23 protein-coding genes are annotated in these 22,166 nt (G+C 68.4%); 14 read left to right on the top strand and 9 right to left on the bottom strand.

The window, feature by feature from the left end; genetic code table 11:
• Positions 1–127 precede the first annotated feature (127 nt).
• The 3 genes from acs to ACVFYP_RS23945 all read left to right on the top strand — a co-directional run bounded on the left by acs (position 128) and on the right by ACVFYP_RS23945 (position 4,079).
• On the top strand, positions 128–2,071 hold the full coding sequence (gene acs / locus ACVFYP_RS23955; protein ID WP_499202747.1) for an acetate--CoA ligase: 1,944 nt from the start codon (positions 128–130) through the stop codon (positions 2,069–2,071).
• A 71-nt stretch (positions 2,072–2,142) separates the two neighbouring features.
• Positions 2,143–3,255: a hypothetical protein gene (locus tag ACVFYP_RS23950; RefSeq protein WP_499202746.1), complete on the top strand. Its 1,113-nt coding sequence runs from the start codon at positions 2,143–2,145 to the stop codon at positions 3,253–3,255.
• Positions 3,256–3,260: 5 nt separating this feature from the next.
• Entirely contained in the window at positions 3,261–4,079 is an 819-nt protein-coding gene (locus ACVFYP_RS23945; protein WP_499202745.1) for an N-acetylmuramoyl-L-alanine amidase, read from the top strand.
• Between the two features lie 191 nt (positions 4,080–4,270).
• Here ACVFYP_RS23945 and ACVFYP_RS23940 read toward each other — a convergent pair whose 3' ends face one another.
• Entirely contained in the window at positions 4,271–5,005 is a 735-nt protein-coding gene (locus ACVFYP_RS23940; protein ID WP_499202744.1) for an EAL domain-containing protein, read from the bottom strand.
• 131 nt (positions 5,006–5,136) lie between these two features.
• Here ACVFYP_RS23940 and ACVFYP_RS23935 point away from each other — a divergent pair, with 131 nt between their 5' ends.
• The gene (locus tag ACVFYP_RS23935) at positions 5,137–6,312 is read left to right on the top strand and encodes an MFS transporter (protein ID WP_499202743.1); all 1,176 of its coding nucleotides are present in this window, start codon (positions 5,137–5,139) and stop codon (positions 6,310–6,312) included.
• Between the two features lie 262 nt (positions 6,313–6,574).
• Here the strand turns inward: ACVFYP_RS23935 and ACVFYP_RS23930 are convergent, their stop codons facing one another.
• Positions 6,575–6,841 carry a DUF1674 domain-containing protein gene (locus ACVFYP_RS23930; protein WP_499202742.1) on the bottom strand — a complete coding sequence of 89 codons (267 nt, stop codon included), beginning with the start codon at positions 6,839–6,841 and terminating at the stop codon, positions 6,575–6,577.
• A gap of 135 nt (positions 6,842–6,976) precedes the next feature.
• Between ACVFYP_RS23930 and htpX the strand changes: the two genes are divergently transcribed.
• The gene (htpX, locus tag ACVFYP_RS23925) at positions 6,977–7,918 is read left to right on the top strand and encodes a zinc metalloprotease HtpX (RefSeq protein ID WP_499202741.1); all 942 of its coding nucleotides are present in this window, start codon (positions 6,977–6,979) and stop codon (positions 7,916–7,918) included.
• Between the two features lie 212 nt (positions 7,919–8,130).
• Entirely contained in the window at positions 8,131–10,194 is a 2,064-nt protein-coding gene (locus ACVFYP_RS23920) for a methyl-accepting chemotaxis protein (RefSeq protein WP_499202740.1), read from the top strand.
• Between the two features lie 6 nt (positions 10,195–10,200).
• Here ACVFYP_RS23920 and ACVFYP_RS23915 read toward each other — a convergent pair whose 3' ends face one another.
• From ACVFYP_RS23915 to ACVFYP_RS23905, 3 genes are all read right to left on the bottom strand, one after another.
• On the bottom strand, positions 10,201–10,995 hold the full coding sequence (locus ACVFYP_RS23915) for a GNAT family N-acetyltransferase (RefSeq protein WP_499202999.1): 795 nt from the start codon (positions 10,993–10,995) through the stop codon (positions 10,201–10,203).
• Between the two features lie 151 nt (positions 10,996–11,146).
• A complete protein-coding gene (locus tag ACVFYP_RS23910) occupies positions 11,147–11,644 on the bottom strand; it encodes a Fur family transcriptional regulator (protein ID WP_499202998.1) in 498 nt (165 codons plus the stop codon).
• Positions 11,645–11,772: 128 nt separating this feature from the next.
• Positions 11,773–12,225, bottom strand: a complete 453-nt coding sequence (locus ACVFYP_RS23905; protein WP_499202739.1) for a Ros/MucR family transcriptional regulator — start codon at positions 12,223–12,225, stop codon at positions 11,773–11,775.
• Positions 12,226–12,390: 165 nt separating this feature from the next.
• Between ACVFYP_RS23905 and ACVFYP_RS23900 the strand changes: the two genes are divergently transcribed.
• Positions 12,391–12,648 (top strand): sulfurtransferase TusA family protein, encoded by a 258-nt coding sequence (locus ACVFYP_RS23900; RefSeq protein ID WP_499202738.1) that lies wholly within the window; start codon positions 12,391–12,393, stop codon positions 12,646–12,648.
• A 2-nt stretch (positions 12,649–12,650) separates the two neighbouring features.
• Here the strand turns inward: ACVFYP_RS23900 and ACVFYP_RS23895 are convergent, their stop codons facing one another.
• Together ACVFYP_RS23895 and tsaB are read right to left on the bottom strand one after the other, a co-directional pair.
• On the bottom strand, positions 12,651–13,058 hold the full coding sequence (locus ACVFYP_RS23895) for a GNAT family N-acetyltransferase (protein ID WP_499202737.1): 408 nt from the start codon (positions 13,056–13,058) through the stop codon (positions 12,651–12,653).
• Complete coding sequence (gene tsaB, locus ACVFYP_RS23890; protein ID WP_499202736.1) at positions 13,055–13,705, bottom strand: tRNA (adenosine(37)-N6)-threonylcarbamoyltransferase complex dimerization subunit type 1 TsaB; 651 nt, start codon at positions 13,703–13,705, stop codon at positions 13,055–13,057. The genes ACVFYP_RS23895 and tsaB overlap by 4 nt, the downstream gene beginning before the upstream one ends.
• A 313-nt stretch (positions 13,706–14,018) precedes the next feature.
• On the opposite strand from tsaB, the gene aptA reads away from it, so the two are divergent.
• From aptA to ACVFYP_RS23860, 6 genes are all read left to right on the top strand, one after another.
• Complete coding sequence (gene aptA / locus ACVFYP_RS23885; RefSeq protein WP_499202735.1) at positions 14,019–15,347, top strand: omega-aminotransferase AptA; 1,329 nt, start codon at positions 14,019–14,021, stop codon at positions 15,345–15,347.
• A 69-nt stretch (positions 15,348–15,416) separates the two neighbouring features.
• Positions 15,417–16,793, top strand: a complete 1,377-nt coding sequence (locus tag ACVFYP_RS23880; protein ID WP_499202734.1) for a sensor histidine kinase — start codon at positions 15,417–15,419, stop codon at positions 16,791–16,793.
• Between the two features lie 53 nt (positions 16,794–16,846).
• Complete coding sequence (locus ACVFYP_RS23875; RefSeq protein WP_499202733.1) at positions 16,847–17,827, top strand: CobW family GTP-binding protein; 981 nt, start codon at positions 16,847–16,849, stop codon at positions 17,825–17,827.
• Positions 17,827–18,834, top strand: a complete 1,008-nt coding sequence (locus ACVFYP_RS23870; RefSeq protein WP_499202732.1) for a WD40 repeat domain-containing protein — start codon at positions 17,827–17,829, stop codon at positions 18,832–18,834. Before ACVFYP_RS23875 ends, ACVFYP_RS23870 begins: the two co-directional genes overlap by 1 nt.
• Before the next feature lie 134 nt (positions 18,835–18,968).
• Complete coding sequence (locus ACVFYP_RS23865; protein ID WP_499202731.1) at positions 18,969–19,796, top strand: aldo/keto reductase; 828 nt, start codon at positions 18,969–18,971, stop codon at positions 19,794–19,796.
• A gap of 80 nt (positions 19,797–19,876) precedes the next feature.
• Positions 19,877–20,287, top strand: coding sequence for a DUF3775 domain-containing protein (locus ACVFYP_RS23860; RefSeq protein ID WP_499202730.1), 411 nt, complete (start codon positions 19,877–19,879; stop codon positions 20,285–20,287).
• A gap of 31 nt (positions 20,288–20,318) precedes the next feature.
• Here ACVFYP_RS23860 and nth read toward each other — a convergent pair whose 3' ends face one another.
• On the bottom strand, positions 20,319–20,966 hold the full coding sequence (nth, locus tag ACVFYP_RS23855) for an endonuclease III (protein WP_499202997.1): 648 nt from the start codon (positions 20,964–20,966) through the stop codon (positions 20,319–20,321).
• Between the two features lie 107 nt (positions 20,967–21,073).
• Here nth and ACVFYP_RS23850 point away from each other — a divergent pair, with 107 nt between their 5' ends.
• Complete coding sequence (locus ACVFYP_RS23850; RefSeq protein WP_499202729.1) at positions 21,074–21,577, top strand: DUF2244 domain-containing protein; 504 nt, start codon at positions 21,074–21,076, stop codon at positions 21,575–21,577.
• A gap of 8 nt (positions 21,578–21,585) precedes the next feature.
• Here ACVFYP_RS23850 and ACVFYP_RS23845 read toward each other — a convergent pair whose 3' ends face one another.
• The gene (locus tag ACVFYP_RS23845) at positions 21,586–22,032 is read right to left on the bottom strand and encodes a helix-turn-helix domain-containing protein (protein ID WP_499202996.1); all 447 of its coding nucleotides are present in this window, start codon (positions 22,030–22,032) and stop codon (positions 21,586–21,588) included.
• Positions 22,033–22,166: the final 134 nt, after the last annotated feature.

Genomic DNA, 22,166 nt, shown 5'->3' with positions numbered 1-22,166 from the left:
TCGCGACCCGGCCGCAGGAAGCGCCCGGCCGTGGCGCTGTCAAATGGTTGACGCACGTCATGGCCGCGTGCCCCATTCACCTCCTATGAACCGGCCAGCAGGCCGGAACGAGACTGCGAGGACGCCCATGACCGACAATAGCCTGATCGCCGTGAAGCCCGAGATCGCCGCGCGCGCGCATGTCGATGCCGCCGGCTACAAGGCGATGGTCGCGGCCGCCGCGACCGACCCCAATGCCTTCTGGGCGAAGGAGGCGGGGCGGATCGCCTGGATGCGGGCGCCGACCGTCATCAAGAATGTCGATTTCGGCGGCGAGTCGGGCAAGGTCTCGATCAAGTGGTTCGAGGATGGGGTGCTGAACGCCTCCGTCTCCTGCCTCGACCGGCATCTGGCGGAGCGCGGCGATCAGGTGGCGATCATCTGGGAAGGGGATGACCCGGCCAGCGATGCCAAGGTCACCTACCGGGAACTGCATGGCCGGGTCTGCCAATTGGCCAATGCCATGCGCGGCATGGGCGTGCAGAAGGGCGACCGGGTCTGCATCTACCTGCCGATGATCGTCGAAGCCGCGGTCGCCATGCTGGCCTGCGCCCGCATCGGCGCGGTGCATTCCATCGTCTTCGGCGGCTTCTCGCCCGACAGCCTGGCGTCGCGCATCCAGGATTCGGACTGCGTGCTGCTGATCACGGCCGATGAAGGCCGGCGCGGCGGCCGCAAGGTGCCGCTGAAGGCCAATGCGGATGAGGCGCTGAAGACCTGCCCCAGCATCCGCAACGTCATCGTCGCCCAGAACACCGGCGGTGCGGTGGCGATGCTGCCAGAGCGCGATATCTGGTGGTCCGATGCCTGCGACACCCAGCCGGAGACGGCGGAGCCGGAGGCGATGGGCGCGGAGGACCCGCTGTTCATCCTTTACACCAGCGGCAGCACCGGAAAGCCGAAGGGCGTGCTGCACACCACCGGTGGCTACATGGTCTGGGCCAGCTTCACCCATGAGAATGTCTTCGACTACCGCCCCGGTGAGATCTACTGGTGCACGGCGGATGTCGGCTGGGTGACCGGCCACACCTATATCGTCTACGGCCCGCTCGCGAATGGCGCGACTAGTCTGATGTTCGAGGGCGTGCCCAACTACCCGACCGTGTCGCGGTTCTGGGAGGTGGTGGACAAGCATCAGGTCAATATCTTCTACACCGCGCCCACCGCCATCCGCGCCCTGATGCGCGAAGGTGAGGCGCCGGTGAAGAAGACCAGCCGCGCCAGCCTGCGCATCCTGGGCAGCGTGGGGGAGCCGATCAACCCGGAAGCCTGGCTCTGGTACTACCGCAATGTGGGCGATGAGCGCTGCCCGATCGTGGACACCTGGTGGCAGACCGAGACCGGCGGCATCCTGATCAGCCCGCTGCCCGGCGCCATCGCCCAAAAACCCGGCTCCGCCACCCTGCCGCTGCCCGGCGTGCTGCCGGCGCTGGTGGACAATGACGGCCATGTCCTGGAGGGCGCGACGGAGGGGAACCTCGTGCTGCTGGATAGCTGGCCCGGGCAGATGCGCACGGTCTATGGCGACCATGAGCGCTTCGTGCAGACCTACTTCTCGACATTCAAGGGCACCTACTTCACCGGTGACGGCGCCCGGCGCGATGCCGACGGCTATTACTGGATCACGGGCCGGGTGGACGACGTGATCAACGTCGCCGGCCACCGCATGGGCACGGCGGAGGTGGAATCCGCGCTGGTCGCCCATCCCAAGGTGGCGGAGGCGGCCGTGGTCGGCATGCCGCACGACATCAAGGGCCAGGGCATCTACGCCTATGTCACGCTGAAGACCGGCGAGGAGCCGAGCGAGGCGCTGCGCAAGGAACTGGTGGCCTGGGTGCGCAAGGAGATCGGGCCCATTGCCAGCCCCGACGCGATCCAATGGGCCCCGGGACTCCCCAAGACCCGTTCCGGCAAGATCATGCGTCGTATTCTGCGCAAGATTGCTGCGAATGAGACGGACGCGCTGGGCGATACCTCGACACTGGCCGATCCGGCGGTGGTGCAGGACCTGGTGGACAACCGCGTCAGGTAGAGGCGCAGCGCTCGACGCCGACCGAGGACCATCGCGGCACGCGCAGCCAAACCTCTCCACGATCGGGCCGCGTGACGGCCTTCAACATTGCGGCGCGGACCAGTTATTTATGTTGCCAACACGGTAAGAAACGGTATCGTTATTGGGCCACATCGCTGGGCGCTACGATGTTCGGATCGGAAATCCTGGAGGTCGCCGTCGGGCTGATCCTCATGTTTTTATTATTTAGCCTTCTCATGACGGCAGCACGCGAGTCGTTAGAAGCTGTGCTGAAAAGCCGCGCCAACAATCTCCAGCAGGCGCTTGTGGAGTTGCTGGGTCCGCCGGGCGATCGCAGTTTGTCGGAACAGAAGACAGCTGAGGCGCTGAAGGCATTTCAGCAGCACCCGCTCATCTATGCGCTCTACCGAGGTGATACAGTCAAGACCGGCCTCGGAACCAACGCGCCATCCTACATTCCATCCATGGCTTTCGCCGCGGCCGTGGCGGACCTCATAAATGCAGGCGAGCAACTGCCGCCCGACAGCGCCGCGGCAAGGGCCTATCAGATGTTCACTCGGCAGGGGGGCGAGGGCTCCGAGCAGATCAAGGCCGAGATGGCCGCATGGTACGACAGCGCGATGGACCGCACTTCCGGCATGTATCGCCGCCACACCCAATGGTTCATGTTCCTCGGCGGCCTCGTCTTCGCAGTAGCTCTCAACTTCAATGCGGTAGTTATCGCCAAGCATCTCTCTGTCGACCAGACAACGCGCGAGAGCATCGTGCGGATGGCGGAGCGGACCTCTGCCGAAGGTGCTCCGCTGTCGGCAGACGAGGTCATTGCGCTGGACGCCGCGGTCCGAGTCACGGGCCTCCCAATCGGCTGGGGCGAAAGCGTGCGGCCAAGCATGCCGAAGCTGCTGTTTGGTGGCTTCGGCGGCACTACGCTTCTCGAACTGGCCATGGGCTACCTGGCCTTTGCGCTCGCCGCGACGCTGGGTGCACCTTTCTGGTTCGACCTGCTGAGCAAGGTCATTGCAATACGCTCTACTATGAAGCCGGAGACAGCCCAGAGTTCCTCTGCGCCAACACCTGCCGCTCTCCAGCCAGCTACGCAGGTGGTCGTCACCACAACCGATGGTGAGGGGAGACCGGTACCCGACCGGCTCACCGCTCCAGACCAACCATTCGTCTACGGGTGAGCACAATGACCCTGGAGCCTGACAGCTACCCGGTCGTCCCCTACCTTGTGCCCCTCGGATCGAGGCGCCGCCCCGGCGCGAAGATTCAGAAGGTAGTCTTCCTCGTCGCCCACGATACTGGGAACCCCGGCGCCAGCGCGCGCGCCCATGCGCGATGGTACCAGAACGATCCCAATCCGCCTCGCGACATGGTCTCCTCCGCCCACCTCTTCGTGGACGACCGCGACGTGATCGAGACGGTGCCCTCTGGCCTTGTCGCCGGGAGCGCCGCGGAGATCGCCTATCACGTCTTCTACAATGTGCCGACCGACAACCAGATGTTCGGCCACGACGCGAACAGCGCGGCGATTGGCGTCGAACTTTGTTATGGCGGCACGATCGTACCAAGTGAGACATATCGCCGCTATGTCTGGACCCTGGCGAAGCTCTGCGTCACCTACCAACTCGATCCCGCACGGCGGATCGTTGGTCATGAGGTACTCGACCCGAAGCGGAAGCGGGATCCGACCCAGGGGCTTGCTGCCATCGGCAAGAACTACGATGGGCTCATCGACGACGTGGTCGCAACGGTCGCAAGCTTCGGAGGCAATCTTGCCGGCACCGCCGCGCTGATCGCCCCTGCGAGCCGCACAGCTAAAGTTCATCTGAATGTGCGCGATGGCAGGTCGTCATCGGCGAAGCAACTTTTCATGCTGGCGCCAGGGGAGGTGGTTGACATACGCGACGTCCAGCCTGGCGAGCGGGTGCACGGTATCGCGGATTGGTGCGAGATCAAACACGCCCAGCGAGGCTCCGGCTGGTGCTGGGCTGGGGGCTTGGCGTGACGCCTAAGTCCCGCCACCCGAAGCAACGATGAGCGCGAGCGGATAGTAGGTATCCTCGCTCGCTCGCCGCGCCGTCCAGATACTCTGTGCCGGCAGTTACGCATTGAGAAAGTCGGGCTAGGGCCTATGCTGGCGACAGTAGAGGCGAAGGTTAGCGCAGGGCGGGGGCGCAACGATCTGCGAAAAATGCTCTACAGTGCGCTCCACCGTGGCACCACCGGCACCGGCAGCACGCCCAGCCCCGGCCGGGCGAACAGGTAGCCCTGCATCGCCCGCACGCCGAGGCGGCGCAGCGCCGCCAATTCGCCTGGCGTCTCGACACCCTCCACCACCGGCACCATGCCGAAGGCCTGGAGCTGTTCCAGCGTGTCCCGCACCCGCTCAAAGCGGGCCTCGTCCTTGTCCAGGCCCATGATGACCTCCCGCGCGATCTTGGCGCCGTCCGGACGCCAGACCATCAGCAGCGGGATTCGCGCATGGCCGGTGCCGACATCGTCCAGCGCCACGCGCAGCCCACGCCGTTGCAACTCGGTCAGCGCCTGGGCCAGCGCTTCCGGGTCCTCCACCGGCTCCATCTCGCTGATCTCGAAGATCAGGCGGTCGGTGGGAAATCCCATGGCCTCCGCCTCCGCCACCGTCTGGGTGGCGCAGTAATCCGGCGCGCCGATGCAGCCGGGGAAGATGTTCAGGGTCAGGGAGGCCTGGGTCGCCGGCAGGCCGAGGCGCAGCGCCTCCGCCATCGCGCCACGGCGGATTTCGGCATCGACGCGGTAGCGGTCCTGCGGCGCCACGGCGCTGAGCACGCTGCCCGCCGGTTCCCCATTGGGTCCGCGCACCAGGGCTTCCTGGGCCAGGGTCAGCCCGGTCTCGACGTCGACAATCGGTTGAAAGGCAATGGTAAAGGGCGGGGTCGCTTCCACCATCATGGTTAATCCAGTCCATAATTACTTAACTTAACACACAATCTGATACGCTTTGCCAGACTCATCCGCGGCGCCCGCCAGGATTGCGCCTGGCGCGGTTGTGTCGTCGCGGCCTTGCCCGCAGCATTGCCGCAATGGCCGAACCCCCCGAACGACGCCCTTCCGAGACGCGCCGCCTGATTCTCGTGCTCGGCCTGGCCTGCCTCGCCTCGGCCCTGGCCATGCGGTCCTTCGATCCGCTGGTCGGTGTCATGGCCGCGGAATTCGCCGCCACGCCGGCCACCATCGCCCTGCTCTCCACGGCCTTCGCCCTGCCCTATGCGCTGGTGCAGCCGGTGCTGGGGCCGCTGGGCGATGCGGTGGGAAAGCGCCGAGTGATCCGCATCTGCCTGCTGGCGCTGGCGGCCGCCCTGGCCGCCGCCTCGCTGGCGCCGGACCTGTCGGCGCTGACCCTGCTGCGCATCCTGGCGGGGGCCGCGGCGGGGGGCATTTTCCCACTCGCCATTGCCTCGGTCGGCGACCAGGTGCCGATGGAGCGCCGCCAGCTCGTGCTCTCCCGGCTTCTGGTCGCCGGGCTGACCGGTTCGAGCGGTGGCGCGCTGCTGTCAGCGGCGCTGGAGCCCTGGGTCGGCTGGCGAGGCGTGACGTTGGTCTGCGCGGCGGTGACGCTGGCGGCGGTGCCGATGCTGCGGGCCGATCCGCAACGACCCGATCCGCGAGGGCCGCGGCTGAACCTGTTCGACACGCTGCGCCGCTACCGGCAGATCATCGCCCAGCCGGCGGCGCGGGTGCTCTATGCCTGCGTGTTCCTGGAGGGGATGCTGATCTTCGGCATCTTCCCCTTCATCGCCCCGCTGCTGACCGAGCGCGGCCAGGGCGGGGTGGCGGAGGCCGGGCTGGCGGTGGGTTTCTTCGGCCTGGGCGGCTTCCTCTTCGCCATCCTGGCCGGGCTGATGCTGCGCCGCATGGGCCAGAACCGCATGGTGGTGCTGGGCGGCATCGTCGCCGCGGCCGGGCTGCTGGCCCAGGCGCTGGCGCCGGTGGCGGCGGTGCTGATCAGCGGCTGCCTGCTGCTTGGGCTCGGCTTCTACATGATGCACAGCTCCATCCAGACCCGGGTGACGGAGGTCGCGCCAATGGCGCGCGGCAGCGCGGTGGCGCTGCATGCCTTCAGTTTCTTCCTTGGCCAGTCCCTGGGGCCGGCGGCGATGGGTCTCGGGCGGGCGGCGCTGGGGCCGGAATGGGCGCTGGCGGCCTGCGCTCTGGGCGTGCTGGGGCTCGGCGTATGGTTGGCGCGACGCGGGCGCTGACAGGCCCGAATCGGACGCGTTGCAGCCGTTCCGGTTCCCGATTCGCCCCGTTTCGGAACAGGGGGTGAATCGTGGCTTGTTGGGCGCGACCAACACCGTTTGGAATCAACAAGCTGTTCCGAGTCGCGCGAACGAATCGCTGACTCGCTGATTCCGTTCTCCCACCACAAGACCTGGGGGGCGCCCGGCGCAGGACCCACAATCGCGTTCCCCGAGTCGCGCCCGAGTCGCTCCCCGAGTCGCGAAACGCCAAATCAGCGGCTCAAAAGTCGCTGACGCGGCCCTTCTGTTCCCAATCGCCATAGCGCGTCGGCTCCGGCCCCTTGGGGCCACCGATCTCGGGCGGCAGGGTCAGGCGGATCGGCGCCTCGCTGGGCGGGTCACCCAAGGGCGGGGTCGGCGGATCGCCCGGGACGGGCATGTCGCCATCCGGCGGCGGCTGGATCGGGGCCGGGTCGGGCTCCGGCACCGGGTGCCCGGGCGGCGGCCCCGGCGGTTCCTGGGGTGGCAGCGGCACCTGCTGGGCCATGGCCGGGGGATTCGTGATGGAGGCGGCGGTGCCCGCCCCCCCGTGATTCGCGTTGCTCATATCCCACATGTAGGTCATCCCCGGGTGGCTTGCAGAGGTTGCAACGCAGGACCGGGCATCGAGATCGGAGGAAGGATGAGCGGGTATCTGCGGACCGCGGTGCTGCTGGCGGGGCTGACAGCGATCTTCGTCGGCGTCGGCTTCATGCTGGGAGGCCAGCAGGGCATGGTCATCGCCTTCCTGGTCGCCTGCGGCATGAATGTCTTCGCCTGGTGGAACAGCGACCGGATGCTGCTGCGCATGCACAATGCCCAGCCGATCGGGCCGGCCGACGCGCCACGGCTGTTCCAGATGACGCAGCAGCTGGCCAGCAATGCCGGCCTGCCCATGCCGGCGCTCTATGTGATCCATGAGGACCAGCCCAATGCCTTCGCCACCGGCCGCAGCCCGGACCGTGCGGCGGTGGCGCTGAACACCGGCCTGCTGGACATGATGCCGGAGCGGGAGGTGGCGGGCGTGATCGCGCATGAGCTGGCGCATATCCGCAACCGCGACACCCTGATCATGACCATGACGGCGACCATCGCGGGCGCCATCGGCATGCTGGCGCAGTTCGGCTTCCTGTTCGGCCGCGGCGACAACCGTCAGAACCCTTTTGGCATGATCGGCATGCTGGCGATGATGGTGCTTGGCCCGATCGCCGCGATGATCGTGCAGATGGCGATCAGCCGGTCCCGCGAATATGAGGCCGACCGCGTGGGGGCGGAGATTGCCGGCGATCCGGAAGGCCTCGCCTCCGCGCTTCTGCACCTGGAATCCTACAAGGAAGGCCGGGTGAACTATGCGGCGGAGGCCAATCCGGCGACCGCGCATATGTTCATCATCAACCCCCTGTCGGGGCTGCGCATGGATGGGCTGTTCTCCACCCATCCGAAGACCGCGAACCGCGTGGCCGCGCTACGCGCCATGGGGGGCGGCCCCGGCCGGCCCATGCCACGGCCGGCCACCGTCGCTCCGGCAGCCTCTGGTCCATGGGCGCGGCCTGCCTCCGCACCGCGACGCAATCCCTGGGGCTGAAGCGCCCGCCCTGCGGGCCTTGATTCCTGTACCATCGCTCATCCGCTTCCCATGTCCGACGGGCCTCGGATTGGGGGCGACAGCCAATATTTTCAGCGACCTGCCTCCCGCTCCGCCTCCTGGCGAGGCGGGGTTTGGCGTTGACCTCACATTAGCGTGATAGCAAGAATTCCAAAGTTAAATAGCGCATGCAGATCAGGCATCCCCATATCATGCGTATACGAAACGTCTTTTTAATTGGATTCACGCTGATTGCGCTGCCCGGCCTCGCGCTGTCTGGCTGGCTTGTCCATACCGCCCAGCGCGAGGCGCGCCTGGCCGACCGTGCCACCCTCGCCGCCAGGACCATCGGCGATGTGCTGCGTGCCCAGGCCACCTATGCCGTGCAGTCGGGCCGGCTGAGCGCCGCCCTGCTGCAGCCGCGCCCGAACCTCGCCGAGCTGCAGGAGGGGCACGAGGCGGCCATCCGGCAACTGGAAACCGCCACCGGCACGGCCCGCGCCGCGGGCTTCGACCCCGCCGCCCTGGAGCGCACCCAGTCCGTCGCCCACGATCTGCTGCGGCGTGTCACGGCGGCGGTTCCCGCCGCCGTCGAAGCGCGCGACACCGCCATCCTGCGCGATCTGACCGCGGCGCGCTCGACGATCGGCAATGAGCTGAGCGCGCTGGCCCTGGCCGTCTCCAAGGAACTCGCCACCACCGCGGCGGATCTGGCGATCCGTACGGAAATCGCGATCCATTCGGCCAATCTGCGCGACCTCGCCGGCCGTCGCGCCCTGTTCATCACCTCCTGGCTCGGCGGGCAGCCGGTGCGCTTCGAGACCTTCGCGGCGGCCCAGCAACTGTCGGGCCGCATGGCGGAATCCTTCGGCAATATCGAGCGTCTGGCGGAAGCCCTGGGCACGCCGCGGCTGATGCGGGCGCTGGAGGCGCAGCGCGAGGGCTATGTCCGCCGGTCGGAGCCCGGCTGGGCAAAGCTGGTCGAGGAGGCCGGGGCCCGTCTTGGCAATTCTGCCACGCCCTGGAGCACGGATCTGGCGACCTTCCGTCCCTTCTCCGTCGCGGGCCTAGCCGATCTTCTGGCCATGCGCGACGCGGCGCTGGAGGAAGCCCTGGCCAATGGCGAGGCGGATAGCGACCAGCATTGGCGCGAAGTGTTCTTCGCCGGGCTGTCCGTGGCGGCCGCGCTTGGCCTGCTGCTGAGCGTCCTCTTTTTCCTTCTACGCCGGGTGGTGGCGCCGCTGGGGGCGCTGACGGGGGTGGTGGGCCGTATCGGTGGCGGCGAACTGACCCTGGAAGTGCCGGGCCGCGACCGCTCCGATGAGCTCGGTGAGATGGCCTTGGCCATCGAGCAGCTGCGCCAGGCCTCGCTGGAGCGGGCCGCGCTGGAAGCCGCCCAGAGCCGCGAACAACAGGCCCGCCTGGCCCGCGCCGCCCAGGTCGAGGCCCTGCTGCATGGCTTCGAGGCGGAGACGGCGGGCGTGCTGCGGACGGTGGCTTCCGCGGCGACGGAGCTGGACGCGACGGCGGCCTCGATGGCGGAGACAGCGGAAAGCGGCGCGGCGCGCGCCACGGCGGTGGCGGATGCCTCGGCGCTGGCCAGCACCAATGTCGGCAGCGTCGCGGCGGCGACAGAGGAGCTTTCGGCCTCGATCGCCGAGGTGGTGCGCCAGATCGAGGCCTCGGCCACCGCGGCGCGAGAGGCAACGGCGGCCGCCGAGGCGACGGATACGACGGTGCGCGGCCTGTCGGATGCGGCGTCGCGGATCGGCGATGTGGTGCGGCTGATTGGCGACATTGCCGGCCAAACAAATCTTCTGGCGCTGAATGCGACGATCGAGGCGGCCCGCGCCGGCGAGGCCGGAAAGGGCTTTGCCGTGGTGGCGTCTGAGGTGAAGCAGTTGGCGGCGCAGACGGCGAAGGCGACGGAGGAGATCGGCACGCAGATCGGCGCGATGCAGATGGAGACGAGCCGGACGGTGGAGGTGGTGCGGGCGATCGCTCGGACGATCGAGACGCTGAACACGGCGACGGCGCAGGTGGCGGAGACGGCATCGCAGCAGGCGCAGGCGACGGCGGAGATCGGCCAGGCGGTGGCGGAGGCCGCGAGCGGCACGCAGCAGGCGGCGCATCATGCCAGCGGCGTGTCGGAAGACGCGGCACGCACCGGCTCAGCGGCCAGCGACGTGCGCTCGGCCTCGGCGGAGCTGGCGCGTCAGGCGGAGGTCCTGCGTGGCAAGGTCGACACCTTCCTCAGCGACATCCGCGCCGCATGAGTCCGCTCAGCCCGGCCCGGCGGTGCGCTCGTAGTGCCGGAAATACTTGTCGGTGATCAGGTCTGTCTTCACCACGATGCAGACATCGGTGGTGTTGAACTGCCGGTCGATCACCGCGCCGTCGCCGACGAAGCCGCCCAGGCGCAGATAGCCCTTCACCAGCGGCGGCAACGCGCCCAGCGCGGCGCGCATGTTGAGCGCCTCGGCCGGTAGCCGGTCCATCCGCACATAGCGCTCCGGCAGGGCGCGGGGGCGGAGTGCCGGCGGGGCCAGGTGGTTGGCGTAGAGGTAGCTGAGCTGCGGGGCCAAAGCCTCCAGATCCGTGCCGGGCAGGGAGGCGCAGCCGAACATCAGGTCGATGCGGTGGCGGAAGACGAAGGCAGCGATGCCCCGCCAGAGCAATTGCAGCGTGCCCCGGGTGCGATAGGCCTCCGCCACGCAGGACCGACCCAGCTCCAGCACCTGGCCATCGAAGGCGAGAAGCGGGGAAATGTCGTATTCCGCGGCGGAATAGAAGCCGCCCAGCCGGTCGGCGCCCTGACGGCGGATCAGCCGATAGGTACCGACCACCGCCTGCGGCCCCTGGCCCAGATCATGGTCGAGAACCAGCAGGTGGTCGGCCACGGCGTCGAAATCATCGACATCGCGCCCTGCGGCCCGCATGGCGGGATCGGCATGGGCGCCCATTTCCTCATAGAAGACCTGGTAGCGAAGCGCCTGGGCGGCATCGATCTCCGCCGGCGTTTCGGCCAGGCGCAGGCCAAGATTGCCGGCGCGGAGCTCCTCGAACCTTCCGCCCATGGGGGCGGCGAGGTCGGGCCGCTCGGCCGGCGGGCCGGCGTCTTCCGGCAGGGGGCCGTCCACACTCATGCGAATCCTTTCGCGCTTTACCGTTTCGGACGCATGCCCGGCGCCCCCCGATCCCGCCCTGGACGACCAGGGTGGGCCGGGGTCAGCCGCGGGTCTTCACCGGCCGGGCCGGGCGCGTCGGAGGGTTGGCGGGGGCCTTGCGACCAAACAGCTCCAGCCGCTGGCCCACCAGGGTGAAGCCGAGGCGGCGGGCGATGGCCTGGGCCAGCTTCTCGTGCTCAGGATCCTCGAATTCCAGCACGCGGCCGGTATCGACATCAATCAGATGGTGGTGGTGGCCGCGATCGGTGGGGTCGTAGCGGGCGCGGCCACCGCCGAAGTCGCGGCGCTCGACGATGCCCTTCTCCTCCAGCAGCCGGACCGTGCGGTAGACGGTGGCGACGGAGATGCGGGCATCCAGCGTGACGGCGCGGCGGTAGAGCTCCTCGACATCCGGATGATCCTCGGCCTCGCTGAGGACGCGGGCGATCAACCGGCGCTGCCCGGTCATTTTCAGGCCGCGCTCGATGCACAGCCTCTCGATCCGCGACGGATCGGGGCGGTCCGCGTCAGCGCGTGTGGTGGCGTCGGAACTCTGCATATTCGGGCGCGGCACCTTCCGGCGATCCGACCCCTGCGGGCCGGCACGCTATCCATAGCGCCGACCGCGCGGCTCGGCCACCCGCCTGATAAAGGGCCGGTGCGCGCGCTTCGGCCTGCGCCGTTGCTTCAGCCTTCCCGGGCCGCGGCGGCGGGCCGGCCACGCCCCGGGGGACGGCCGCGCGGCTTGGTGCCGAGGCCGATCCGCTTGGCCAGGGTCGAACGATGCTTGGTGTAGTTCGGCGCCACCATCGGATAGTCGGAAGGAAGGCCCCAACGTTCCCGATACTGGTCCGGCGTCATGTCGAAGGAGGTCTTAAGATGCCGCTTCAGCATCTTCAGCTTCTTGCCGTCTTCCAGGCAGATCAGATATTCCGGCGTCACGGACTTCTTGATGGGAACGGCGGGCTGCGGCCGTTCTGCCACCTCCACCACCGGTTGGCCCATGTTGGACAGCGTCCGATAGACTTCCTGGATGAGATTCGGCAGGTCGGAGACAGCCACGGAGTTGTTCGAGACATGGGCTGACACGATTTCGGCGGTCAGGCCCAGAAGGTCGGAATTTGCCGTTGTTTCAGCCATGTTTTTTGATCTCGCTCGTGCGATCGGCCGGCGCGGGCCAAGGACTTTGCCGAAGACTTCCTGGCATTCGGACGAGAGGTCCTGTGCCGAAACGCTTCTCGCGACTATATTGCGTCGAATCGTCGTGACGCAACGAGGATTTCCAAACAAAATAGGTCGGTTGCGATGAATTTTAGCGCGGGTGAAGAACAGACCCACGATCGGGACCTGGATATCACCACCGAGACTTGCCCGATGACCTTCGTGCGCACCCGTCTGGCCCTGGATCGCATGGCGCCGGGACAGGTGCTGCGGTTGCAACTGAAGGGGGAGGAGCCGCGCCGCAACGTGCCGCGCACCGCCACCGAGCAAGGCCATCAGGTCCTCAGCACCCGGGAAGCGGCGGATGACGTGATGATTTTGTGGATCCGCAAGAAAGGCTGAGGTCAGCCGTCCAGGTCGCGCCGTAATACCAGAGCGTCGCTGCCGTCGGGATAGTAACGTTGGCGTCGGCCCACCTCCGCGAAGCCTGCGGCGGCATACAGGGACCGCGCCGCCACATTGCCCGCGGAGACTTCCAGGAACATCGCCCGCGCGCCGCGCAACACCGCGCCGGCCATCGCCTCCGCCAGCAGTGCCGCGCCCAGCCCGGCGCGGCGTGCCGCCGGGACCACCGCCAGGGTCAGAATCTCCGCCTCATCCGCCGCGACGCGGGCCAGCACGAAACCCTGGCCGGGACGCAGCACGCCAAAACAACCGGGCAGTTCCAGCATCAGCGCGATGGCATCGGCCCCCCAGGCCTCCCCAACCGGGAAAGAGGCGGCATGCAGCCGGGCGGCCTCGGCGGGGTTCATCCCGGCAGCCGCACCGCCGGTGGCTCGACATAAAGCGGCGTCGCATCCCGCATCGGAATTCGCCCCGCGAGGCGTTCCAGCGCCACCCGGCCCGCCGCCGCCGCCAAGGGCAGGCGCACCCCGGTCAGCAACACCGCCGCGCCCCGCGCCAAAAGCGCCGCCGCAGCATCCTCCGCCGCATCGCCGACCAGCGCCACCGGCCCCTCGGGCCAGGGCAGATCGGCCACGGCCATCGGCTCCGGCGGCGCCTCCGCCTGCCAGGCGCCCGGCGCCAGACGCTCCAGCACCAGCCGGCCGCGTCGCGTATCCACCACCGACCACACCGCCCGCCTGGCGCGCTCCGCCGCCGGCAAGGCGGCCGCCAAAGCCTCGCCGGTCGTCACGCCGACCAGCCGCGCGCCGGCCCCGAGTGCCAGCCCCTGCGCCAAAGCGATCGCAGCCCGCAGCCCGGTAAAGCCGCCCGGCCCCACCACCACCGCCACCACATCCACCCCCCCCAGGGCGCGCACCACACGCTGCGCCATCGGCGGCAAATCCACCGGCTGCCGCCGCGCACCCTCCGCCACCTCCTCCGCCACCAGCACCCCATCGACGAAACCCGCCGCGGAACACCGGGCCAAAGCCCCATCCAGAACCAGAAGCTTCATCGACAGCCTGCGACGTGTAAGGGTGACGCGGATGGTTGCGAGGGGCGCTGCCCCTCGCGCTCCCCGCAAAGGGCCAGTGGGCCCTTTGAACCCATGGATTTAAGGGAAGATCGAGGGAGGGGCCCGAACGACCGCGGTGTCGGCGGTACCGCCGGCCCCTCCCTCGATCTTCCCTCAGGTCGCGGTTTCCAAAGGCCCTCTGGCCTTTGGCAGGGGGTGCAGGGGGACAGCGTCCCCCTGCGGACCAGCCGCGTCACCGCTTGCCGCCGCGCGCGGCGCTTGCTTTGCTGGCTGGGCAGAAGGATGTCTTCCGATGAATGAGATGCAGATTCCGCGTCGCAACAACCTCGACGCGTTCTGGATGCCCTATAGCGACAACAAGTATTTCAAATCCACCCCGCGTCTTTTGGCGCGGGCCGAGGGCATGTCCTATTTCACGCCGGATGGGCAGGAGATTCTGGACGGTACCGCCGGCCTGTGGTGCTGCAATGCCGGACACGGGCGGCGGGAGATTGTCGAGGCGATCCAGAAGCAGGCGGCGGTGATGGATTTCGCGCCGACCTTCCAATTGGGTCACCCCATTGCCTTCGAGGCGGCGGCCCGGGTGGCCGAGATGACGCCGGAGGGGATGGATCGCGTCTTCTTCGTCAATTCCGGGTCGGAAGCGGCGGACACCGCGCTGAAGATCGCGCTGGCCTATCACAAGGCGCGTGGGGAATCGCAGCGGGTGCGGCTGGTGGGGCGCGAGCGTGGGTATCACGGCGTGGGCTTCGGCGGCATGTCGGTGGGTGGCATCGGCGGCAACCGCAAGCAGTTCGGCGCGCAGCTTCCCTATGTGGACCATCTGCCGCACACGCATCTGCTGGCCAAGAACGCCTTTTCGCGCGACCAGCCGGAGCATGGCGCCGACCTGGCGGAGGTGCTCGAGAATCTGGTGCAGCTGCATGGCGACACCATCGCGGCGGTGATGGTGGAGCCGCTGGCCGGCAGCACCGGCGTGCTGGTGCCGCCCAAGGGCTATCTGGAAAAGCTGCGCCAGCTCTGCACCAAGCATGGCATTCTGCTGATCTTCGACGAGGTCATCACCGGCTTCGGCCGCATCGGCGCGAATTTCGGCGCGGAGCGGCTGGGCGTGACGCCGGATATCATGACCATGGCCAAGGGGCTGACCAATGCCGCCGTGCCGATGGGCGCGGTGGCCACCAGCAACCTGGTCTATGAGACCATTGTCGATGGCGTGCCGGCGGGGATCGAGCTGTTCCACGGCTATACCTATTCCGGCCATCCGCTGGCCTCGGCCGCCGCGATCGCCACGCTCGACCTGCACCGGGCGGAGGATCTGCCCGGCCGTTCGCGCGCCATGGAGGGGTATTTCGGCGATGCGGCGCATGCCATGCGGGATGCGCCGGGCGTCATCGATGTGCGCAATTTCGGCCTGGTCGCCGGGATCGAGCTGGAGCCGCGCGCCGGCAAGCCGGGCGCGCGTGCCATGGATATCTTCCGGACCTGCTTCGACAAGGGCGTGCTGACGCGGGTGACCGGTGACATCGTGGCCCTGTCGCCGCCGCTGATCGTCGAGCGGCCGCATGTGGACCGGCTGTTCGGTACGCTGGCCGAGGCGATCCACGCCGTGCCGGCCTGAGCTGCACCACGTCATGCCCCGACCGGCCGGACGCATTCTGCGAGCCTGGCGTCGTCGGCGGGGTCTTGCGTGACCAGCCCCGGCCCAGCCTGGCTTCTGCTGCTGCTTCCAACCGTCGCCGGCCTCGGCGTGGTGGGGCTGACGGCGGCTGGGTGGGTGGAGGAGCCGGTGCCGGCGCTGGTCTTGGTGGTGCTGGCGCAGGCGGTGTCGGTCGCGCTGCTGCTGCTGGTGTGCTGGCGGCGGATGCGGCAGGCCGCGCGGGCTGTGGCCGCGGCGGATGAACATGCGGCTTCGGAAGCGATGCGCCGGGCCGCGGACTTGCGGCGCGACATGCTGGCGACCGCGGCGCATGAGGTGCGGACACCGCTGAGCGGTATGGTCGGGCTGATCGACATGGTGCTGGACCAGCCCGGGCTGCCCGCCGCGGCGCGTGCCGATGCCAGCGCGGCGCGGCAGGCGGCGAGCGACCTGATGGTGGTGCTGCGCGACCTGATCGAGGTGCCGGGCGCGGCGGCGCAGCCCTTGGCCGCGCAGCCCTTCCGGGTGGATGAGCTGATGACGGAGGTGGTGGCCTTGCTGCGGGCGCGGGCGACCCAGCGTGGCGATCGCCTGGCCATGGCGGTCGCCGCCGGCACGCATCCGGCCTGGCGCGGCGATCCGCCGCGCATCCGGCAGATCCTCATCAACATGGTGGTCAACGCCATTCGCTTCACCGAGGGCGGCGAGGTGCGGATCGAGGCGCGGGAGACGGTTTCCGGTGCGCTGGAGCTGCGGGTTTCCGACACCGGGCGGGGCATCGCACCGGATCGGATGGGGTCCTTGTTCGACCGGTTCCAGGACAGTGAGGGCGGCACCGGGCTTGGCCTGTCGATCTGCCGGGACCTGGTGGCGCGCATGGGCGGCGCGATCGAGGCGCGGAGCGCCCCGGGCCATGGCACGGGCTTCACGGTGACCCTGCCGCTGCCCCAGGTGTCGGAGGCGGAGCTGCCGCCATCGGTCGCGCCGGCTGCCTTCCTCCCTGTCCGGGGGGTCACCGCGCCGCGCGGCGTGGCGCCGGTGCTGGTGGTTGATGATGTGGAGGTGAACCGGCGCCTTCTGGGTTCGGTGCTGGAGCGTGCCGGCTATGCCTTCGAGCCGGCCGCCGACGCGGATGCGGCGCTGGCGCTGCTGCGGACAAGGCCCTTCTCCGCCGTGCTGATGGATCTGGAGATGCCGGGCACCGATGGACTCGCTGCCCTGCGGCGGCTGCGGGCGCTGCCCGACCCGGCCGGACGCCTGCCCGTGCTGGCGGTGACGGCGCATGATGACGCCACGGTGCGGGCGGCGACGCTGGCGGCCGGGATGGACGGCTATCTGGTGAAGCCGGTCCAGCTGGCGGAACTGATCCAGGCCCTGGACGCGGTTCTGCCGAACCGGTCGGCAGGGTTGCAGCCCCCGCACGGGTAGCGGCCCGCCGCAATCCCATATATGCGCCCAAACCGATCCCGGAGACTGCCCCGATGGCCGATGCCCCCCTCGCCCCCGTTCCCGTCACTGTCCTGACCGGCTACCTCGGCGCCGGCAAGACAACGCTGCTGAACCGCATCCTGTCGGAGAATCACGGCAAGAAGTTCGCCGTGGTCATCAATGAATTCGGGGAGCTGGGCGTGGACAACGACCTTGTCGTCGATGCCGACGAGGAAGTGTTCGAGATGAACAATGGCTGCATCTGCTGCACCGTGCGCGGCGACCTGATCCGCATCATCGGCGGGCTGATGAAGCGCAAGGGCAAGTTCGACGGCATCATCGTCGAGACCACCGGCCTGGCGGACCCCGCCCCGGTGGCCCAGACCTTCTTCGCGGATGAGGATGTGAAGCGAGCAACCAAGCTCGATGCCATCGTCACCGTGGTGGATGCCAAGCATCTGTTTGCCCGGCTGGATGACAGCAAGGAGGCGCAGGAGCAGATCGCCTTCGCCGACATCATCGTGCTGAACAAGATCGACCTGGTGACGGCGGAGGAGGCGGATGCGGTGGAGCGCCGCATCCGTGGCATCAACCCCTATGCCGAGATCCGCCGCGCCACGAAGTCCGATGTGCCGATCGACACCGTGATCGGCCGCGATGCCTTCAACCTGGAACGCATCCTGGAGCGCGACCCCGAATTCCTGTCCGGTGAGGACGACCACAGCCATGACGATGCGGTGATGAGCCTGTCCTTCGAGGCCAGCCGCCCGCTGGACCCGGAAAAGTTCAACGCCTGGATCAGCGACCTGCTGCAGAAGAAGGGCCAGGACCTGCTGCGCACCAAGGGCATTCTTTCTTACGCCAATGACGACCGGCGCTTCGCCTTCCAGGCGGTGCATATGATCGCGGATGGCGACTACATCGGGAACTGGAAGGACGGCGATCCGCGGCGGTCGAAGATCGTCTTCATCGGCCGCGACCTGAACCGCCCGCAGCTGCGCCGCGGCTTCGAATCCTGTCAGGTGCCGGCCTGATGGCAGGCGTCACGGAAGCCGATTTCCTGCTCGCCCAGCGGGGTGCGACGCAGGAGCTTGGTGCCTGGGTGGTGGCCGCGCTGTTTGACCGGTCGGGGCGGCTGGGTTTCGCCCTGGCGGACGGCACGCTGCGGATCGGTGACCAGGTGGTGGAGGCGCATGATGGCGCCATCCTCTCGGCCTGCGCCGATGCCAAGGGCGGCTTCCTGACCGGCGGCGATGATGGCCGCCTGGTGCAGACGGCGCCGGACGGGACGGTGACGCAGGTCCAGAAATTCGGCAGCAAATGGGTGGATCACGTCGCCGCGCATGCCTCCGGGGTGCGCGCGGCCTCGGTCGGCAAGATCGCCCATGTGCTGGATGACTCCGGCAAGCTGCTGAAATCGCTGCCGCATCCGTCCTCGGTCGGCGGGCTGGCCTTCGACGCCAAGGGCAAGCGGCTGGCGGTGAGCCATTATGGCGGCGCCTCGCTGTGGTTCGTCGCGGCGAAGGAAGACAAGCCCAAGGTGCTGGAGTGGAAGGGCAGCCACCACGCCATCGCCTTCAGCCCGGACGGGACCCATGTGGTGACGGCGATGCAGGAAACCGCGCTGCATGGCTGGCGGCTGGCGGACGGCCAGCACATGCGCATGTCCGGCTACCCGGCCAAGACGCATTCCATCTCCTTCAGCAGCCGGGGCCGCTGGCTGGCGACCAGCGGCGCGGAATCCGTGGTGCTCTGGCCCTTCTTCGGCGGCGGCCCGATGGGCAAGGCGCCGACCGAACTCGCCGGGGGGGATGAGGTGCTGTGCAGCGCCGTCGCCTGCCATCCCCAGCATGAGGTGGTGGCCGCCGGCTTCAGCGACGGCATGGTGCTGATGGCCGAGGTGGCCAGCGGCAAGGTGGTGCCCGTGGCCCCGCCGCGCGATTCCGCCATCACCACCCTGGCCTGGGACGCCGCCGGCACAAGATTGGCTTTCGGCACGGAGGCGGGCTTCGCCGGCTTCGTCGATCTTTCCCAACGCTGACAGCCCGTCTGAGAACACCGGACGGGTCGCCTCCGCCGTGCTTTCCCGCCCCTGCGGCGTTGCTGGACCAAAAAATCCCAGGCGGATGCTCAGCCGCCGGTCTTCTCAAACGGACTCTGAGGACGCGCCCCATCATGCAGATCCCCGCCATCGAGACGCCGAACATCCGCATGCCGCGCCTGGGCCTCGGCACCTGGCCGATGAAAGGAGAGGCCTGCACCAAGGCGGTCGAATCCGCCCTGTCGCTCGGCTACCGCCACATCGACACGGCGGAGATGTATGGCAATGAAGAGGCGGTGGGCCTCGGCCTCGCGGCGTCCGGCGTGGCGCGGGGGGAGATCTTCCTCACCACCAAGATCTGGAACGACAAGCCGAATGGCGCGGCGATCCGCACGGCCTTCGACGCCAGCCTGAAGCGCCTGGTGACGCCCTATGTCGACCTGCTGCTGATCCATTGGCCGAGCCCGGAGCTGGACCTGCCGGATGCGCTGGCGGGCCTCGCCGCGATCCGGGCGGAGGGCCGCGCCAAGGCCATCGGCGTGTCCAACTTCCCGCCCAAGCTGCTGCAACGGGCGATCGACCAGGGTGTGGGCCTCGCCTGCCTGCAGGTCGAATGCCATGCGCTGCTGGACCAGTCGAAGCTGCTGGAGATCTGCCGCGCCAATGGCATGGCGCTGACCGCCTATTCGCCGCTCGGCAAGGGCAATGCCCCGAACGAGCCCGCCTTGCAGGCGATCGCGCAAAAACATGGGGCGACGGCGGCGCAGGTGGCGCTGGCCTGGCTGCTGGCGCAGCCCGGCATCGCCATGGTGCCGAAGGCCGAGAGCCCGGCGCGGCAGGCGGAAAACCTGGCGGCGCTGAAGCTGACGCTGGACGCGGCCGACATGGCCGCCATCGCGGCGCTGCCGAAGGACCGTCGTTTCGTAAACCCGGCCATGGCCCCCGACTGGGTCAACGGCTAGTTATTTGAGGCCCGGTCCTGGAACTGGATCGGATTTCAGCGCTCATCATCGCAGCAACGACGTGACAAAGGGACGGCCCCATGGCGGAGCCTTCGGAAGACGATCTCGACCTCGGCATCAGCCTGGAGGTGGTGGCGACCCTGGTGGACCATGCCAGGGCGGTGCAGGGGACGGAGGTCGTGGATCTCGACCTCGATCCCGATGCCGAGCCCGGCGAGGTGAACGAGGATGAGGAGGAGCTGGATGAGGACAGCCTGCGCGCTGCCATCCTGGCCCTGAACGAGGACGAGCAGGCGGCCGTCATCGCCCTGGCCCTGGTCGGCCGCGGCGACTTCACCGCCGAGGAGTGGGAGGAGGCCCTGGAACAGGCCGCCGAACGCGAGGATGGCGAGGACGCGGCCGCGCTGCTTCTCGGCATGGACAATTTCGGCGACCTGCTGGCGGAAGGCGTGGCCGCCTTCGGCCTGTCCATCGAGGAAATCGAGCGCTGATGGGCCAGTGGGCCGGCGCTCCGCGCCGGCCTCAGCGGACCGGAGGGGCCAGCATCTTCTCCGGATAGTGGCAATGGGCGACGGCGGCGCAGCGCCAGCATTCCGGCAGCCGCGCCTTGCAGATATAGCGGCCGTGCAGGATCAGCCAGTGATGCGCATCCCGCAGCATGTCAGGCGGGCAGCGCTTCATCAGCCCGTCTTCCACCTGGCGCGGCGTCTTGCCCGGCGCCAGCCCGGTGCGGTTGCCCAGGCGGAAGATGTGGGTATCCACCGCCATCGTCTCCTGCCCGAAGGCGACGTTCAGCACCACATTGGCGGTCTTGCGGCCGACGCCGGGCAGCGCCTCCAGCGCCGCGCGGTCCTGCGGCACCTCCCCGCCATGCCGGTCCAATAGCAGCTGCGACATCGCCACCACATTGCGCGCCTTGCCCTGCCACAAGCCGATGCGGCGGATATGCGGCGCCACGCCGTCCACACCGAGCGCCACCATGGCGGCGGGGGTGGCGGCGGCCTCGAACAGGGTGGCGGTGGCCTTGTTCACCGCGACATCGGTGGTCTGCGCCGAGAGGGCGACGGCGACCAGCAGCGTATAGGCATCGCGAAAGTGCAGCTCCGTCTCCGGCGCCGGATTGGCGGCGGCCAGGGCTCGCAGGAAGGCTTCCGCCTGCACGCGGTTCATCGGCCCTGCCTTGCGCGGGGCGCGGGGCTTGCGGAGGGTGGGGCGGGGGGCGGGATTGGCGATTTCGGACATGGCGGAAATCATGCCCTACCCCATAGTAGGATGCGATGTCAGCCGCGGCCGAAGCCATCCTGTTCGAAGCCTTCAGCACCCCATCGCAAAGCCTGTCGGCGCGGGGAATGCGGCTGCTGTGCCTGTTCAGCGCCATGGGCGCGGCGGTGCCGGGCGGGCTGTTCCTGATTCTCGGCGCCTGGCCGGTGCTGGGCTTCCTGGGGGTGGAGGTGACGCTGGTGCTGGGCCTGGTGGCGCTGCATCGCCGCTGGGCGGCCCGGGCCTGGGAGACGGTGCAACTGACGGAGCGCCAGTTGCGCGTGGTCACCGCCGATGGTCGCGGCGGGCGGCGAGAGGCCGTGCTGCAGCCCTATTGGACCCATGTGATGCTGGAGGAGCAGGCGGGCGGCGTGGCCCGGCTCGCCTTGGTGCAGAGGAACCGCCGGGTGGAGCTGGGCGGCTTCCTCTCAGATGCTGAGAAACGTGACCTGGGCGAGGCGTTGGCAACAGCACTGCGACGTTACAAACGCCCGGAATTCGACAACCCCCAGTTGCGCTGACCCGACCGCTATTCGGTCGGTGTCAGGCTCTTGATGAGGTCGAAAACGCGCTTGCGGACGGAGGCATCGGTGATCCGGTAATAGGCGCGGACCAGCTCCAGCGTCTCCCGCCGATGCAGCGTATCGTCCTCGAAACCGTCCGGCTGTTCCTGGAATCCACCGAAACGACGGTTGCCCTGATTGCCGCCCATCTCCGGCGGCATGTCGTCGAAGAAGAAGCCGATCGGCACATCCAGAACGCGCGAAATATCGAACAACCGGCTGGCGCCGATACGGTTAACACCGCGCTCATACTTCTGAACCTGCTGAAAAGTCAGCCCCAGGGCCTCCCCCAGCTTTTCCTGACTCATGCCAAGCAGGGTTCTGCGCAGACGCACACGGCTGCCAACATGCACATCGATCGGGCTGGGGCGATGCTCACGCTCCGTCCGCTCGACAACGTCTTCGCTGGGGATGGCCAACACTCGCACTCCAATCCACGGGGCGTTCAGGTCCTGCCCTTCAGGGGGCCGTCCTGGCCAGGGCGGAGCCGACGCACGCACTAGAGTTGAGACGCACATGCAGCGGCACGTCCAAGGGGTATGCGTGC

The organism is Roseomonas sp. F4 (genome assembly GCF_053891155.1).
This window is presented reverse-complemented; position numbering and strand designations above follow the sequence as displayed.

Excerpts from the sequence above, each read along its gene's own strand:
- ACVFYP_RS23930 (WP_499202742.1), bottom strand. The coding sequence starts at position 6,841 with ATGGCCCAGCAGGTGCCGCTGCCACCCCAGGAACCGCCGGGGCCGCCG.
- htpX (WP_499202741.1), top strand. The coding sequence starts at position 6,977 with ATGAGCGGGTATCTGCGGACCGCGGTGCTGCTGGCGGGGCTGACAGCG.
- ACVFYP_RS23850 (WP_499202729.1), top strand. The coding sequence starts at position 21,074 with ATGTCAGCCGCGGCCGAAGCCATCCTGTTCGAAGCCTTCAGCACCCCA.
- ACVFYP_RS23900 (WP_499202738.1), top strand. The coding sequence starts at position 12,391 with ATGAATTTTAGCGCGGGTGAAGAACAGACCCACGATCGGGACCTGGAT.
- ACVFYP_RS23935 (WP_499202743.1), top strand. The coding sequence starts at position 5,137 with ATGGCCGAACCCCCCGAACGACGCCCTTCCGAGACGCGCCGCCTGATT.
- ACVFYP_RS23945 (WP_499202745.1), top strand. The coding sequence starts at position 3,261 with ATGACCCTGGAGCCTGACAGCTACCCGGTCGTCCCCTACCTTGTGCCC.
- nth (WP_499202997.1), bottom strand. The coding sequence starts at position 20,966 with ATGAACCGCGTGCAGGCGGAAGCCTTCCTGCGAGCCCTGGCCGCCGCC.
- ACVFYP_RS23870 (WP_499202732.1), top strand. The coding sequence starts at position 17,827 with ATGGCAGGCGTCACGGAAGCCGATTTCCTGCTCGCCCAGCGGGGTGCG.
- ACVFYP_RS23915 (WP_499202999.1), bottom strand. The coding sequence starts at position 10,995 with ATGGGCGGAAGGTTCGAGGAGCTCCGCGCCGGCAATCTTGGCCTGCGC.
- ACVFYP_RS23920 (WP_499202740.1), top strand. The coding sequence starts at position 8,131 with ATGCGTATACGAAACGTCTTTTTAATTGGATTCACGCTGATTGCGCTG.
- aptA (WP_499202735.1), top strand. The coding sequence starts at position 14,019 with ATGAATGAGATGCAGATTCCGCGTCGCAACAACCTCGACGCGTTCTGG.
- ACVFYP_RS23860 (WP_499202730.1), top strand. The coding sequence starts at position 19,877 with ATGGCGGAGCCTTCGGAAGACGATCTCGACCTCGGCATCAGCCTGGAG.
- ACVFYP_RS23865 (WP_499202731.1), top strand. The coding sequence starts at position 18,969 with ATGCAGATCCCCGCCATCGAGACGCCGAACATCCGCATGCCGCGCCTG.
- ACVFYP_RS23910 (WP_499202998.1), bottom strand. The coding sequence starts at position 11,644 with ATGCAGAGTTCCGACGCCACCACACGCGCTGACGCGGACCGCCCCGAT.
- acs (WP_499202747.1), top strand. The coding sequence starts at position 128 with ATGACCGACAATAGCCTGATCGCCGTGAAGCCCGAGATCGCCGCGCGC.
- tsaB (WP_499202736.1), bottom strand. The coding sequence starts at position 13,705 with ATGAAGCTTCTGGTTCTGGATGGGGCTTTGGCCCGGTGTTCCGCGGCG.
- ACVFYP_RS23940 (WP_499202744.1), bottom strand. The coding sequence starts at position 5,005 with ATGATGGTGGAAGCGACCCCGCCCTTTACCATTGCCTTTCAACCGATT.
- ACVFYP_RS23905 (WP_499202739.1), bottom strand. The coding sequence starts at position 12,225 with ATGGCTGAAACAACGGCAAATTCCGACCTTCTGGGCCTGACCGCCGAA.
- ACVFYP_RS23875 (WP_499202733.1), top strand. The coding sequence starts at position 16,847 with ATGGCCGATGCCCCCCTCGCCCCCGTTCCCGTCACTGTCCTGACCGGC.
- ACVFYP_RS23895 (WP_499202737.1), bottom strand. The coding sequence starts at position 13,058 with ATGAACCCCGCCGAGGCCGCCCGGCTGCATGCCGCCTCTTTCCCGGTT.